Annotated in this window: 14 protein-coding genes; 10 read left to right on the forward strand and 4 right to left on the reverse strand. The window is 37.3% G+C overall.

The genetic code is table 11. From position 1 onward, the window contains the following. The first annotated feature begins 7 nt into the window (after positions 1–7). From HMPREF2813_RS01855 to glmS, 7 genes are all read left to right on the forward strand, one after another. Positions 8–1,345: a type IV pilus secretin PilQ family protein gene (locus HMPREF2813_RS01855; RefSeq protein ID WP_014550414.1), complete on the forward strand. Its 1,338-nt coding sequence runs from the start codon at positions 8–10 to the stop codon at positions 1,343–1,345. A gap of 12 nt (positions 1,346–1,357) precedes the next feature. After that, complete coding sequence (locus HMPREF2813_RS01860) at positions 1,358–2,044, forward strand: ComF family protein (RefSeq protein WP_014550415.1); 687 nt, start codon at positions 1,358–1,360, stop codon at positions 2,042–2,044. A gap of 75 nt (positions 2,045–2,119) precedes the next feature. Next, positions 2,120–2,716: a Fe-S biogenesis protein NfuA gene (gene nfuA / locus HMPREF2813_RS01865; RefSeq protein ID WP_005656459.1), complete on the forward strand. Its 597-nt coding sequence runs from the start codon at positions 2,120–2,122 to the stop codon at positions 2,714–2,716. Between the two features lie 66 nt (positions 2,717–2,782). Then, the gene (nudC, locus tag HMPREF2813_RS01870) at positions 2,783–3,577 is read left to right on the forward strand and encodes an NAD(+) diphosphatase (protein ID WP_014550416.1); all 795 of its coding nucleotides are present in this window, start codon (positions 2,783–2,785) and stop codon (positions 3,575–3,577) included. Between the two features lie 35 nt (positions 3,578–3,612). Next, entirely contained in the window at positions 3,613–4,203 is a 591-nt protein-coding gene (locus tag HMPREF2813_RS01875; protein WP_005656455.1) for a YjaG family protein, read from the forward strand. A 139-nt stretch (positions 4,204–4,342) separates the two neighbouring features. Further along, positions 4,343–4,615 (forward strand): HU family DNA-binding protein, encoded by a 273-nt coding sequence (locus HMPREF2813_RS01880; RefSeq protein ID WP_014550417.1) that lies wholly within the window; start codon positions 4,343–4,345, stop codon positions 4,613–4,615. Positions 4,616–4,726: 111 nt separating this feature from the next. After that, positions 4,727–6,559, forward strand: a complete 1,833-nt coding sequence (gene glmS / locus HMPREF2813_RS01885; RefSeq protein ID WP_014550418.1) for a glutamine--fructose-6-phosphate transaminase (isomerizing) — start codon at positions 4,727–4,729, stop codon at positions 6,557–6,559. 54 nt (positions 6,560–6,613) lie between these two features. Here the strand turns inward: glmS and dsbB are convergent, their stop codons facing one another. Beyond that, positions 6,614–7,147, reverse strand: coding sequence for a disulfide bond formation protein DsbB (gene dsbB, locus HMPREF2813_RS01890; protein WP_005649288.1), 534 nt, complete (start codon positions 7,145–7,147; stop codon positions 6,614–6,616). Positions 7,148–7,156: 9 nt separating this feature from the next. Then, the gene (gene nhaB / locus HMPREF2813_RS01895) at positions 7,157–8,701 is read right to left on the reverse strand and encodes a Na(+)/H(+) antiporter NhaB (protein ID WP_005662599.1); all 1,545 of its coding nucleotides are present in this window, start codon (positions 8,699–8,701) and stop codon (positions 7,157–7,159) included. Between the two features lie 124 nt (positions 8,702–8,825). Here nhaB and fadR point away from each other — a divergent pair, with 124 nt between their 5' ends. After that, on the forward strand, positions 8,826–9,551 hold the full coding sequence (fadR, locus tag HMPREF2813_RS01900) for a fatty acid metabolism transcriptional regulator FadR (RefSeq protein WP_005659812.1): 726 nt from the start codon (positions 8,826–8,828) through the stop codon (positions 9,549–9,551). 45 nt (positions 9,552–9,596) lie between these two features. Here the strand turns inward: fadR and pssA are convergent, their stop codons facing one another. Then, complete coding sequence (pssA, locus tag HMPREF2813_RS01905) at positions 9,597–10,964, reverse strand: CDP-diacylglycerol--serine O-phosphatidyltransferase (protein WP_005686888.1); 1,368 nt, start codon at positions 10,962–10,964, stop codon at positions 9,597–9,599. A 146-nt stretch (positions 10,965–11,110) separates the two neighbouring features. On the opposite strand from pssA, the gene HMPREF2813_RS01910 reads away from it, so the two are divergent. Then, positions 11,111–12,166 carry a tRNA/rRNA methyltransferase gene (locus tag HMPREF2813_RS01910; RefSeq protein WP_005686886.1) on the forward strand — a complete coding sequence of 352 codons (1,056 nt, stop codon included), beginning with the start codon at positions 11,111–11,113 and terminating at the stop codon, positions 12,164–12,166. Between the two features lie 30 nt (positions 12,167–12,196). On the opposite strand, the gene HMPREF2813_RS01915 is transcribed toward HMPREF2813_RS01910, so the two are convergent. Then, positions 12,197–12,895, reverse strand: a complete 699-nt coding sequence (locus HMPREF2813_RS01915; RefSeq protein WP_041174597.1) for a tRNA1(Val) (adenine(37)-N6)-methyltransferase — start codon at positions 12,893–12,895, stop codon at positions 12,197–12,199. A 69-nt stretch (positions 12,896–12,964) separates the two neighbouring features. On the opposite strand from HMPREF2813_RS01915, the gene srmB reads away from it, so the two are divergent. Further along, positions 12,965–14,284, forward strand: coding sequence for an ATP-dependent RNA helicase SrmB (srmB, locus tag HMPREF2813_RS01920; RefSeq protein WP_014550420.1), 1,320 nt, complete (start codon positions 12,965–12,967; stop codon positions 14,282–14,284). Positions 14,285–14,301: the final 17 nt, after the last annotated feature.

Here is a 14,301-nt window from a genome sequence, read left to right on the forward strand (position 1 = left end):
GAAGATTATGAAGAAATATCTTTTAAAGTGCGGTTATTTTTTAGTATGTTTTTGTTTGCCATTAATCGTTTTTGCTAATCCTAAAACAGATAACGAACGTTTTTTTATTCGTTTATCGCAAGCACCTTTAGCCCAAACACTGGAGCAATTAGCTTTCCAACAAGATGTGAATTTAGTGATTGGAGATATATTGGAAAACAAGATCTCTTTGAAATTAAACAATATTGATATGCCACGTTTGCTACAAATAATCGCAAAAAGTAAGCATCTTACTTTGAATAAAGATGATGGGGTTTATTATTTAAACGGCAGTCAATCTGGCAAAGGTCAGGTTGCAGGAAATCTTACGACAAATGAACCGCACTTAGTGAGTCATACGATAAAACTTCATTTTGCTAAAGCCTCTGAATTAATGAAATCCTTAACAACAGGAAGTGGATCTTTGCTTTCTCCTGCGGGGAGCATTACCTTTGATGATCGCAGTAATTTGCTGGTTATTCAGGATGAACCTCGTTTTGTGCAAAATATCAAAAAACTGATTGCTGAAATGGATAAGCCTATTGAACAGATCGCTATTGAAGCGCGAATTGTGACAATTACGGATGAGAGTTTGAAAGAACTTGGCGTTCGGTGGGGGATTTTTAATCCAACTGAAAATGCAAGACGAGTTGCGGGCAGCCTTACAGGCAATAGCTTTGAAAATATTGCGGATAATCTTAATGTAAATTTTGCGACAACGACGACACCTGCTGGCTCTATAGCATTACAAGTCGCGAAAATTAATGGGCGATTGCTTGATTTAGAATTGAGTGCGTTGGAGCGTGAAAATAATGTAGAAATTATTGCAAGTCCTCGCTTACTCACTACCAATAAGAAAAGTGCAAGCATTAAACAGGGGACAGAAATTCCTTACGTCGTGAGTAATACTCGTAACGATACGCAGTCTGTGGAATTTCGTGAGGCGGTGCTTGGTTTGGAAGTGACGCCACATATTTCTAAAGATAACAATATCTTACTTGATTTATTGGTGAGTCAAAATTCCCCTGGTTCTCGTGTCGCTTATGGACAAAATGAGGTGGTTTCTATTGATAAGCAAGAAATTAATACTCAGGTTTTTGCCAAAGATGGGGAAACCATTGTGCTTGGCGGCGTATTTCACGACACAATCACGAAAAGCGAAGATAAAGTGCCATTGCTTGGCGATATACCCGTTATTAAACGATTATTTAGCAAAGAAAGTGAACGACATCAAAAACGTGAGCTCGTGATTTTCGTGACGCCACATATTTTAAAAGCAGGAGAAACGTTAGAGGCGTTGAAACAAAAAAGTGCGGGGAAAAAATAACTTTTTTAGACGATGAATTTTTTTAATTTTCGCTGTATCCACTGTCGTGGCAATCTTCATATTGCAAAAAATGGGCTATGTTCAGGTTGCCAAAAACAAATTAAATCTTTTCCTTATTGCGGTCATTGTGGTGTGGAATTGCAATATTATGCGCAGCATTGTGGGAATTGTCTTAAACAAGAACCAAGTTGGGATAAGATGGTCATTATTGGGCATTATATTGAACCTCTTTCGATATTGATTCAGCGTTTTAAATTTCAAAATCAATTTTGGATTGACCGCACTTTAGCTCGGCTTTTATATCTTGCGGTGCGTGATGCTAAACGAACGCATCAACTTAAATTGCCAGAGGCAATCATTCCAGTGCCTTTATATCATTTTCGTCAGTGGCGACGGGGTTATAATCAGGCTGATTTATTATCTCGGCAATTAAGTCGTTGGCTGGATATTCCTAATTTGAACAATATCGTAAAACGTGTGAGACACACCCACGCTCAACGTGGTTTGAGTGCAAAAGATCGTCGTCAGAATTTAAAAAATGCCTTTTCTCTTGCTGTTTTGAAAAATGAGTTTCCTTATCGTCGTATAGCATTGGTGGATGATGTGATTACTACTGGTTCTACACTCAATGAAATCTCAAAATTGTTGCGAAAATTAGGTGTGGAGGAGATTCAAGTGTGGGGGCTGGCACGAGCTTAATATAAAGCACTGGAAAAAAAAGCGCGATAAGCGTATTATTCCCGATACTTTCTCTCAAGTATTTAGGACATAATTATGGAACAAGCAACCCAGCAAATCGCTATTTCTGATGCCGCACAAGTGCATTTTCGAAAACTTTTAGACACGCAAGAAGAAGGAACGAATATTCGTATTTTCGTGGTTAATCCGGGCACGCCTAATGCGGAATGTGGCGTATCTTATTGCCCCCCGAATGCCGTGGAAGAAAGCGATATTGAAATGAAATATAATACTTTTTCTGCATTTATTGATGAAGTGAGTTTGCCTTTCTTAGAAGAAGCAGAAATTGATTATGTTACCGAAGAGCTTGGTGCGCAACTGACCTTAAAAGCACCGAATGCCAAAATGCGTAAGGTGGCTGATGATGCGCCATTGATTGAACGTGTTGAATATGTAATTCAAACTCAAATTAACCCACAGCTTGCAAATCACGGTGGACGTATAACCTTAATTGAAATTACTGAAGATGGTTACGCAGTTTTACAATTTGGTGGTGGCTGTAACGGTTGTTCAATGGTGGATGTTACGTTAAAAGATGGCGTAGAAAAACAACTTGTTAGCTTATTCCCGAATGAATTAAAAGGTGCAAAAGATATAACTGAGCATCAACGTGGCGAACATTCTTATTATTAGTGAGTTATAAAAGAAGATTTATAATGACCGCACTTTTGAAAGTGCGGTTATTTTTATGGAGAAAAAATGAAAATACTTCAACAAGATGATTTTGGTTATTGGTTGCTTACACAAGGTTCTAATCTGTATTTAGTGAATAATGAATTGCCTTTTGGTATCGCTAAAGATATTGATCTGGAAGGATTACAGGCAATGCAAATTGGAGAATGGAAAAATCATCCGTTGTGGCTTGTGGCTGAGCAAGAAAGTGATGAACGAGAATATGTGAGTTTGCGTAACTTGCTTTCACTGCCAGAGGATGAATTCCATATATTAAGCCGAGGTGTGGAAATTAATCATTTTCTGAAAACCCATAAATTCTGTGGAAAGTGCGGTCATAAAACACAACAAATTCAAGAAGAGCTTGCAGTGCAATGTATTCACTGTGGGTATCAAACTTATCCTGTGATTTGCCCATCAATTATTGTTGCGGTTCGTCGTGGTCACGAAATTCTATTGGCAAATCATAAGCGACATTATAGTCCTAACGGAGGAATATACACGACGCTTGCAGGTTTTGTCGAAGTAGGGGAAACATTTGAACAAGCAGTGCAGAGAGAGGTTTTTGAAGAAACAGGGATTTCAATAAAAAATCTTCGTTATTTCGGTAGCCAACCTTGGGCATTTCCAAATTCTCAAATGGTCGGTTTTCTGGCTGATTATGAAAGCGGAGAAATAACATTGCAGGAAAGTGAAATTCACGATGCACAATGGTTTTCTTATGATCAACCCTTGCCAGAATTACCGCCAACGGGTACTATCGCTCGCAAATTAATTCATGTGACGCTTGAACTTTGTAAAGCGGAACATAAATGCGATTAATAAATATTCCAACTCTTACGAATTAAGGAAATAAGATGCGAAATCCGATTCATAAACGCTTAGAAAACTTAGAAAGTTGGCAACATCTTACTTTTATGGCTGCTTTATGTGAACGTATGGCACCAAATTTTAAATTGTTCTGTCAAATGAACGAGCTTAGCGCTGAAGCCAAAACGTATCAAAATATTCTCAATTTGGTGTGGGAATATTTAACAATTAAAGATGTCAAAATCAACTTTGAAAATCAGTTGGAGAAATTAGAAAGCATTATTCCTGATGTGAATGATTATGATAGTTTTGGTGTTGTGCCAGCGTTAGATGCCTGTCAGGCTTTAGCTGAAATTTTACACGCCATTATTGCGGGCGAAACCTTAGAAAAAGCGGTGGAAATAAGCTTAATTTCGTTGGGAACAATAAGGGCATTATTGGAAACAGAAACTGGACGAGATTGGTCAGAAAGTAAACTAAAAGAAAATGAAGATATTCAAACAGAACTTGATGTGCAATGGCAAGTTTATCGTTTGCTTAAAGAATGTGAAAAACGTGATATTGAATTAATTTTAGCTTTAAAAAATGAAATTCGGACTGAGGGTATATCTAACATTGGTATAGAATTTCATCAATAACGTGAGATTTGTCACAATTTTTAGAAATCATGCTTTTAATTCATCTCAAGTTAGATTATCCTTTGCACAGTTTTTGCGACAAATTCGCAAAGATACTTTTAAAGAATCAAACTTTTTATTTAACAGAAGGTACAAATTTATGAACAAAACAGATTTAATTGATGCAATTGCAAACGCTGCAGAGTTAAACAAAAAACAAGCTAAAGCAGCGTTAGAAGCGACTTTAGATGCAATTACTGCAAGCCTAAAAAAAGGTGAGCCTGTACAATTAATCGGTTTCGGTACATTTAAAGTAAATGAACGTGCTGCTCGTACTGGTCGTAACCCACAAACTGGTGCTGAAATCCAAATCGCAGCATCTAAAGTGCCAGCATTTGTATCTGGTAAAGCATTAAAAGATGCAATCAAATAATTGATAACATCAATGAAATGAAGCCCTGTCGATTGCGCAGGGTTTTTTTATTGTGTAAACGCGTGGCAAATGTAAAAACAAACTTAGTAATAGAATAAATAAGGAAAACTTATGTGTGGTATTGTCGGTGCAGTAGCGCAACGAGATGTAGCGGAAATCTTAATTAATGGTTTACATCGTTTAGAATATCGTGGTTATGATTCAGCTGGTGTTGCAGTAATCAATAAACAAAATGAATTACAACGTATTCGTTGTTTAGGCAAAGTTAAAGCTTTAGATGAAGCCGTATCAGAAAAACCATTAATTGGTGGAACGGGAATTGCACATACTCGCTGGGCAACTCACGGTGAACCATCAGAAACTAATGCGCATCCGCATTCATCAGGTACTTTTGCTGTAGTACATAACGGTATTATTGAAAATCACGAAGAACTTCGCAAATTATTAAAATCTCGTGGTTATGTCTTTTTATCGCAAACAGATACTGAAGTGATCGCGCATTTAGTTGAATGGGAAATGCGTAGCACGGATTCCCTTTTAGAGGCTGTGCAGAAATCGGTAAAACAACTCACGGGCGCATATGGTATGGTGGTAATGGACAGCCGTCATCCTGAACATTTAGTGGCAGCTCGTTCTGGTAGTCCACTTGTGATTGGCTTAGGTATCGGTGAAAATTTCTTAGCTTCAGATCAACTTGCACTTTTAAGTGTTACCCGCCGTTTTATCTTTTTAGAAGAAGGAGATATTGCAGAAATTACACGTCGTACAGTTGATATTTATGATACTCACGGTAATAAGGCTAAACGTGAAATTCACGAGTCTAATCTTGAAAATGACGCGGCAGAGAAAGGCAAATTCCGTCATTTTATGCAGAAAGAAATTTACGAACAGCCAACCGCACTTATTAATACAATGGAAGGGCGTATTAATCACGAAAATGTGATTGTTGATTCAATCGGTAATGGTGCAAAAGGCATTTTAGAAAAAGTTGAGCATATTCAAATTGTTGCTTGTGGTACATCTTATAATGCAGGTATGGTGGCACGTTATTGGTTTGAATCTTTAGCTGGAGTGAGCTGTGATGTTGAAATTGCATCAGAGTTTCGTTATCGCAAATTTGTTACCCGTCCAAATAGCTTATTGATTACCCTTTCTCAATCTGGCGAAACAGCCGATACTTTAGCCGCACTTCGTTTAGCGAAAGAAAAGGGCTACATGGCAGCATTAACAATTTGTAATGTTGCTGGATCTTCGCTCGTACGCGAATCAGATCTTGCATTTATGACGCGTGCTGGTGTTGAAGTTGGGGTCGCATCGACAAAAGCATTTACGACACAGCTCGCTGCATTATTAATGCTGGTAACGGCACTTGGTAAAGTTAAAGGGCATATTTCTGTAGAAAAAGAACGTAAAATTATTAAAGCAATGCAATCTTTACCTACTGAAATTGAAAAAGCGTTAGCCTTTGATACAGAAATTGAAGCTTTAGCAGAGGATTTTGCTGAAAAACATCATGCGCTTTTCTTAGGCCGTGGTGCGTTTTATCCAATTGCGGTAGAGGCTTCTTTGAAATTGAAAGAGATTTCTTATATTCACGCTGAGGCCTATGCGGCAGGAGAATTGAAACACGGGCCATTAGCGTTAATTGATGCTGATATGCCAGTGATTGTTGTTGCACCAAATAATGAATTATTAGAAAAAGTAAAATCGAACATTGAGGAAGTGCGAGCTCGTGGCGGTCAATTATATGTATTTGCCGATAAAGAAGCAGGATTTACGCCAAGTGAAGGAATGAAAATCATCACGATGCCAAAAGTCAATGATATTGTTGCACCGATTTTTTATACCATTCCAATGCAATTACTTTCTTATTATGTGGCTTTAATTAAAGGCACTGATGTAGATCAACCTCGTAACTTAGCAAAATCAGTTACCGTTGAATAAAGCGCGGTTGATTTTAATGTAATAAAAAATACGGTGAAATTTCACCGTATTTTTTTAGTTAAATAATCTTCTTTGTTTCCGTGTTTTAATCACTTGTGCGATTAACAATAATGTGAGAATAACCACATATAGTGAAAAAATAACCACTAGCCATTGCACCATCGTTAAACCAAATAATGACCATTGGCTTTCATTACAAGAGCCAGTCGGGTTAAATATAAATGGAAACCATTGATGAAATGGTAAAGTCTCGGGAAAATTTGGAATAAACTCACATTGTTTCCAAGGAGCTGGATTCATTTGCAAATCAAGATGACGAAATGAAATCAATAAGCCCTTAATACTGCTGAATAAACCTAAAGCCAAGGCGATTAATCGAAGTATGAAAGCGCGAGGTTGAAGTAACGCGATAATGCCCGCTACAAATAAGCCAATCATTGCTAAACGTTCATAAACACAGAGCACACAAGGTTGTAAGCCCATTCCATATTGGAAGTAAAGTGCGGTGGATTCTAAGGCTAAACTTGAAAAAGCCAATAAAAACCACACAAAACGTTTTTCGGAAAATTGTTTTAATAGCGCGAGCATTTTTTCTCCTTAAATTGGCAAAATTAAACCTAAACTTGCTAACCAAATTGTGGCAGCTGGTAAAATAAATTCAATAGCCAGTAAACCAATGATTGAAAGTACAATCGTGTAAGGTAAAGCCATATAAACCATTCTGCCATAAGAAAGGCGAATTAATGGCGAAATTGATGAAGTCAATAAGAATAAGAAAGCAGCTTGTCCATTTGGTGTTGCAACTGATGGTAAGTTTGTACCTGTATTAATGGCAACAGAAAGCAATTCAAATTGATGCGGTGCAATTACTCCATTAGTCAGTGCAGCTTTAGCTTCATTAATATAAACCGTTGCAACAAATACATTATCAGAAATAGAAGAAAGCAAGCCATTAAACACATAGAATAAAGCAAGTTGTGTATTTTCTTCCGCAGAAAGAACGAAGTGAATAATTGGTGAAAAAAGTTTTTGATCAATAATTACTGCAACAACAGAAAAGAATACAACGAGCAATGCAGTAAAGGGTAAAGATTCCTGAAAGGCTTTACCGATAGTATGTTCATCCGTCACACCAGTGAAAGATGTAGCAAAAATGATGATACTTAAACCAATTAAACCGACTGCGGCAAGATGGAATGCTAATCCAACAATTAACCAAATTGCGATTAACGCTTGCATACCTAATTTAATTTTATCTTGTTTAGACATTTTTTCTGAATTAGTACGATCTAAATCTGATAAGATTTTCCACACTTCGTCTGGTAATTTCTCGCCATAACCAAATAATTTGAATTTTTCGACCAAGAAACAAGTGAGTAATCCGCAGATAAACACAGGAATAGTCACGGGTGCCATACGGAGGAAAAATTCCATAAAGTTCCATTTTGCTTGTTCTGCAATAATTAAGTTTTGTGGTTCTCCAACAACGGTCATTACACCACCGAGTGCAGTTCCTACACCCGCATGCATCATTAAACTACGTAAGAATGCACGGAATTTTTCTAAGATTTCGTGCTGTTGTTCAATAATTTTTCTATCGTCTGAAATATCAACCACATCAATTAAATTATTGCCTGATGCAACTTTGTGATACACACCATAAAATCCCATTGCGACACTAATGATAACAGCAACAACCGTTAAAGCATCGAGAAAAGCCGATAAAAAAGCAGCACTAAAACAAAAGGCAATAGAAAGTGCAATTTTAGAACGAATTTTGACAAGTAATTTAGTAAATACATAAAGCAGTAATTGTTTCATAAAGAAAATACCTGCCACCATAAATATCAGTAGCAAGATCACTTCAAAGTTTGCCATAATTTCTGCTTTGACGTGTTTGGCATTTGTCATTCCAATAATAATAGCTTCAATTGCTAATAGACCACCCGGTTGAAGAGGGTAGCATTTTAATGCCATTGCCAATGTGAAAATAAATTCTGCAACGAGTAACCAACCCGCAATAAAAGGACTAATAAAAAAGAAAACAATTGGATTTATAATAAGAAAAACCACAATGGCAAGTTTGTACCATTCTGGACTTGCCCCAAGAAAGTTTTTCATAAAAGCCTGAATGTTTGTCATAGTGAACTCCATTATTTTTATCACGCGAACATTGTAATATATCCCCCTTTAAAGGATAATAAAAACCAAGTAATTTTTTTATAAAATTGCATTTTTTTTGATTTTTATCTGATTTTTAATTGTAATGCAAAACAATAACGACATTTTAAAAGCCCAAAGTCCAGCAGCTTTAGCAGAGGAATATATTGTAAAGAGTATTTGGCAAGATGTTTTTCCTTCGGGCAGTAATTTGCCATCAGAACGTGATTTAGCCGATAAGATTGGTGTAACTCGCACCACCCTACGTGAAGTTTTACAACGTTTGGCTCGTGATGGTTGGCTAACAATTCAGCACGGCAAACCCACCAAAGTAAATAATATTTGGGATGCTGCAGGGCCGAATATTATTGAAACCCTAATTGCTTTGGATATGCAGTCCGCGCCCTTAATTATTGATAATATGCTCTCTTTACGTAGTAAAATGTCGGAATCTTACATTTATGAAGCAGTAAAAAATTCCCCTCAAAAATCAACCGCACTTTTTGCTGAATTAGAGCAATTACAAAACACAGCACAAGATTACACAGAATTTGATTACCAATTATTTCGTCAATTTACTGTTGTTGCCAACAAACCCTTTTATCGTTTAATTTTCAATAGTTTAAAAGGCGTTTATCAGCGAATAGGGTTGTTATTTTTTAAAGAAAAAAAACACCGTGAATTAACAAAGCAATTTTATTTAGAAATGCAACAAATTTGTCTTGAGGGAAATGCAGATGCAGTAGTGGATTGCATCCGTAAACATAATTTACGTTCTTCAACCTATTGGAAAGCCATTTTAGAACGATTGCCACAAAATTTATCAGATTAATACTGGAAGCGAATTTAAGAAAAAAACATAAAACTTTTCTTATAATTACAAAATCATTTTCACCAATTTATCTGCTTTAATTCGTGCAAATTTTTTCAAAAGTTTTTGCACTGGTTCTGGGTATTGATTCAATTCTTCTAATTCAGAGTAATGTTTTAATACTTTTGTATGTTGGCGAATTTGGTTTTGCTCTTTTTCCACTTGGGCTAAAAGCTGTTGTTGTGGATCGTAAATTAATAAGCCATTTTCTGCATCCAAACGCCATGCTCGAGGGTTAAGATTATTGCCCGTCAATAAAATATAACGGTCATCTACCCACACACCTTTTAAGTGGTAGGTATTATCGCCATCACGCCATAAACGCACCACAAGCTGACCATTTTCAATTTGAGTCTCAAATTTTTCACAGAAACGGCGAAGATTACTTTCATAAAGATAAGGTAATGCCCCCGCCATTTTGAATGGTTGTTCTGGTGGAATGTAAAAATCGTTTGCGACTTTATCGCCAACAATAATTTCTACTTGTTTACCGCTTTCCAATAATGTTGCTATTTTATGTTGCAATGTGCGTGGGAAATTAAAATATGGCGTACAAATCACCAATTTTTCTTGTACTTGTAAGAATAAATCTTCAATTACTTGATTTAATTCGTTGCCCGATGCGCCTAAGCCAAACAGTGGCGATACGCTTAAAACATTCGGTAATTTCACCGCACTTTTTAATGAATATTCTCCATTTTGAGCAAGGTCTTTACGATAAGCTCGAATATTACCGCGGATCTCTTTAGTACGAGGGCGGTTGGTCACATCAAGTGGATAAACTGCACTGAAATCTAACAAGTAATCATTGATGAAATTTACCATTGAATCAGCTAATTCGGCATGAGTGATTTTTTGATAGCGGTCGTAACGATATTTTTCAAATTGATGAAGATAGACATTATTAATACTTGCACCGCTATAAAGCACCGTATCATCAAATACAAAGCCTTTGACATGCAATACACCAAAAACTTCTCGCGTATTAATTGGCACGCCAAAGAACATATTCGGATCATCAGGTAACTGATAAGTTTGGCGTTGCTCGCAATACCAGTCTGCATTAGTGGCAGATTTTTCCGCCCCTAATAAATTGCGTTGTGCACGATGCCAATCTATGAGAATTTTTACATCCAAGTGTGGATTTTCTTGCTTCACGCGATAAATTTCATCGAGAATTTCCTGTCCCGCTTCGTCTTTTTGCCAATAAAGTGCGGTGACATAAATACGTTTTTTTGCGTTTCTGATTAATTCAATAATTTGAGTTTTAAATTCAGCCGAGCTACCCAAAAATTCAATTTGCTCAGCTTGCAAAGCAAGGAATGGCAAATTATTTAAATTTTGTTCAGCTCGTTTGGTTTTATTGATTAACATAATCCATCTCGTGATTAAAGACTAGTGCGTTAGTTTACAATATTTCACGTGCTTATTAATAGAAAAAAGGCTTTTTTTCGTTATAATGCTCACAAATTTTAGCATTTTTTGGCTAAAAAACAGCCATTTTTACTCAGGGAAACCCTATGAACGACAAACGCAAACCGTCTTTTCAATCCGCAGGCAAAACCTTTCAAGAACGCTCAGTAGGTGAAAAATACAGAGAAAAACCAAGCCAAAATCGACCGCACTTTAATGATAAATTTAATGGAAATAGAAACGAAAAATCTCGTTTTCCTCGTGATAAACAAGAAGTGAAAGAAACTAGAATTAAGCAACTTTCTTTATCTCGCGCACCATCAAATAAAAATACAGAACAACCTAAGGTTCAAGTGACAATAAAAAGTACGGGTACGGTTTATAAAACGAAAGAAAAGAAAACTGGTGCGCTTTCTCCTCGTGCGCCTGAAAAAATTAAGAAAAACCGTGCGGAAGAAATGAAGGTTTACGGTGAAAATGCCTGTTTAGCTTTATTTGCAGAGCGTCCTGAAAGTATTGTTCGATTGTGGGCAACCGTGCAAATGTCACACAAAATTGGCGAGGTATTGAGTTATTTAGCCGAAAACAAGAAGGCTTATCACGTTGTAGATAGTGAAGAATTAGCCCGAGTGAGCGGAACAGAACATCACGGTGGCATTTGCTTATTGGTGAAGAAACCGCGTGCTTTCACGTTGCAAGGGTATTTGGATATTCCTCATAAAGAAGATTGTTTAGTGCTATTGGACAACGTGAATAATGCACAAAATATCGGAGGTGTATTGCGTACTTGTGCTTATTTTGGCGTGAAAAATATTGTCGCCGATAATGTGGAAAATCTGTATTCGGGAGCCTCTATGCGTGTAGCAGAAGGTGGCGCAGAATATATTCGTGTGTTAGAAACGGATGATATTGATTCGGCTTTGATGCACTTGCGTAAATCAGGCTATCAAATTATTCACGTATCGCACAATAAACAAGGCGACCCATTGGATAAAGTGCGGTTAAAAAATAAAGTGGTTTTTGTGCTAAGTGAAAGTTCTACGGAAAGTTTAGCGACGCCAGAAGATACACAAGTGCGTTTAACGCTCGCAAGTCCAATTAAATCAGGCTTAAACATTGCAGTGAATGCGGGTGTGTTGTTAGCGAAGTGGTATTTTAGATAGTGTATGATTAAAGGGGAAACGATTTCCCCTTTAAAATTTCAAATAAAAGTCTTTAGTCAATTCAATAAACGCTTCAGTGTATTGATTATCCGCATCATAAATTACCAATTGATCTTGCATTAAAACTTCGGGTTGTTTGGCAAAGGTAAGCAACATTCTCTGGGGCGTTTTTCCTATTTTAGTGATGACATTCGTTTGTTTTATGCAAAAAAGTGCGGTGGATTTTATAAGCGTTTTGCCTGCATCATAAGGCAAAACAAAACTTATTCTCCCATTTTCAGATAAGCGCGTGGCTGCCCATTCTAACCAATTTAAGTGGCTTTGCTTGGTATAACGAGCCAATTCTCTTTCCTCATTTTTACAAGCGATACCTTGTTCAAAATAAGGTGGATTTGCCACAATTAAATCAAAGGTTTGTTCAGTGGTTTGTAGAAAATGTTGTATATCCGTTTGAATAAGTTGGATGCGGTTTTTCCACACTGAATTATTGATGTTTTCTTGCGCTTGTTTTGCTGCAATGGGATCCAATTCAACCGCTTGAATTTGGCAGTTTTCTTCAGTTCGTTGTGCCAACATTAAAGCCAATAATCCTGTGCCGCTCCCCATATCTAAAATATTTTTACAATGTTTTACATCAGTCCAAGCACCTAACAAAATGCCATCTGTACCGACTTTCATGGCACAAGAATTTTGATTGATATGGAATTGTTTAAAGGTAAATCCGCTCATAAATTTTTCGTAAATTGACCGCACTTTCAGGTATAATCCCCACTAATTTTAACAAAGAACCGCACAATAATGAATTTATCCCAATTTGAACAATTTGATCTTTCTCCCGAACTTTTAAAGGCGCTTGAGAAAAAAAGTTATTCTCGCCCAACAGCTATTCAGATGGAAGCCATTCCTGCCGCAATGGAAGAGCGTGATGTATTAGGCTCGGCACCAACGGGAACGGGGAAAACTGCTGCTTTTTTATTACCTGCGCTACAACATTTATTGGATTATCCGCGTCGTAAACCAGGCCCGCCGCGTATTTTGGTATTAACACCAACCCGTGAACTAGCAATGCAAGTGGCAGAACAAGCGGAAGAATTAGCGCAGTTCACCCATTTAAATATTGCGACAATTACAGGTGGCGTGGCGTATCAAAATCACGGTGATGTGTTCAATACCAATCAAGATTTGGTGGTGGCAACGCCCGGTCGTTTATTGCAATACATTAAGGCAGAAAATTTTGATTGCCGTTCCGTTGAAATGCTGATTTTTGACGAAGCCGATAGAATGTTACAAATGGGATTTGGACAAGATGCGGAAAAAATTGCAGCTGAAACCCGTTGGCGAAAACAAACCTTGTTATTTTCTGCAACCTTAGAAGGGGAGCTATTGGTCGATTTCGCAGCTCGTTTATTGAATGATCCTGTGAAAGTAGATGCGGAACCAAGCCGTCGAGAGAGAAAAAAAATCAACCAATGGTATTACCACGCAGACAGCAATGAACACAAAATCAAATTGCTCGCACGTTTTATTGAAACTGAAGAAGTGACGCGTGGAATTGTATTTGTTCGCCGTCGTGAAGATGCGCGTGAACTTTCTGAAACATTGCGTAAACGAGGCATTCGTTCCGCGTATTTAGAGGGCGAAATGGCACAAACTCAACGTAATAATGCGATTGATAAGTTGAAATCAGGTATTGTGACGGTATTGGTTGCAACGGATGTGGCTGCGCGTGGTATTGATATTGACGATGTAAGCCATGTTATGAATTTTGATTTGCCGTATAGTGCGGATACTTATTTGCATCGAATTGGACGTACCGCGCGAGCAGGTAAAAAGGGCACGGCAGTCTCTTTTGTCGAAGCCCATGATTACAAGTTGCTAGGTAAAATCAAACGCTATACTGAGGAAATTTTAAAGGCGCGCATTTTAGAGGGTTTAGAGCCTCGCACTAAGCCACCAAAAGATGGTGAAGTGAAATCTGTCAGCAAAAAACAAAAGGCACGTATTAAAGAAAAACGTGAAGAAAAGAAAAAAACAGAGGCGAAGAAAAAAGTAAAATTGCGTCATAAGGATACGAAAAATATCGGCAAACGACGCAAGCCAAGTAACAGTAATGTTTAATTAGGTATGATTTAAAT

The sequence above is a fragment of the Haemophilus sp. HMSC066A11 genome (genome assembly GCF_001811665.1).
GTDB classification, from domain to species: domain Bacteria; phylum Pseudomonadota; class Gammaproteobacteria; order Enterobacterales; family Pasteurellaceae; genus Haemophilus; species Haemophilus influenzae.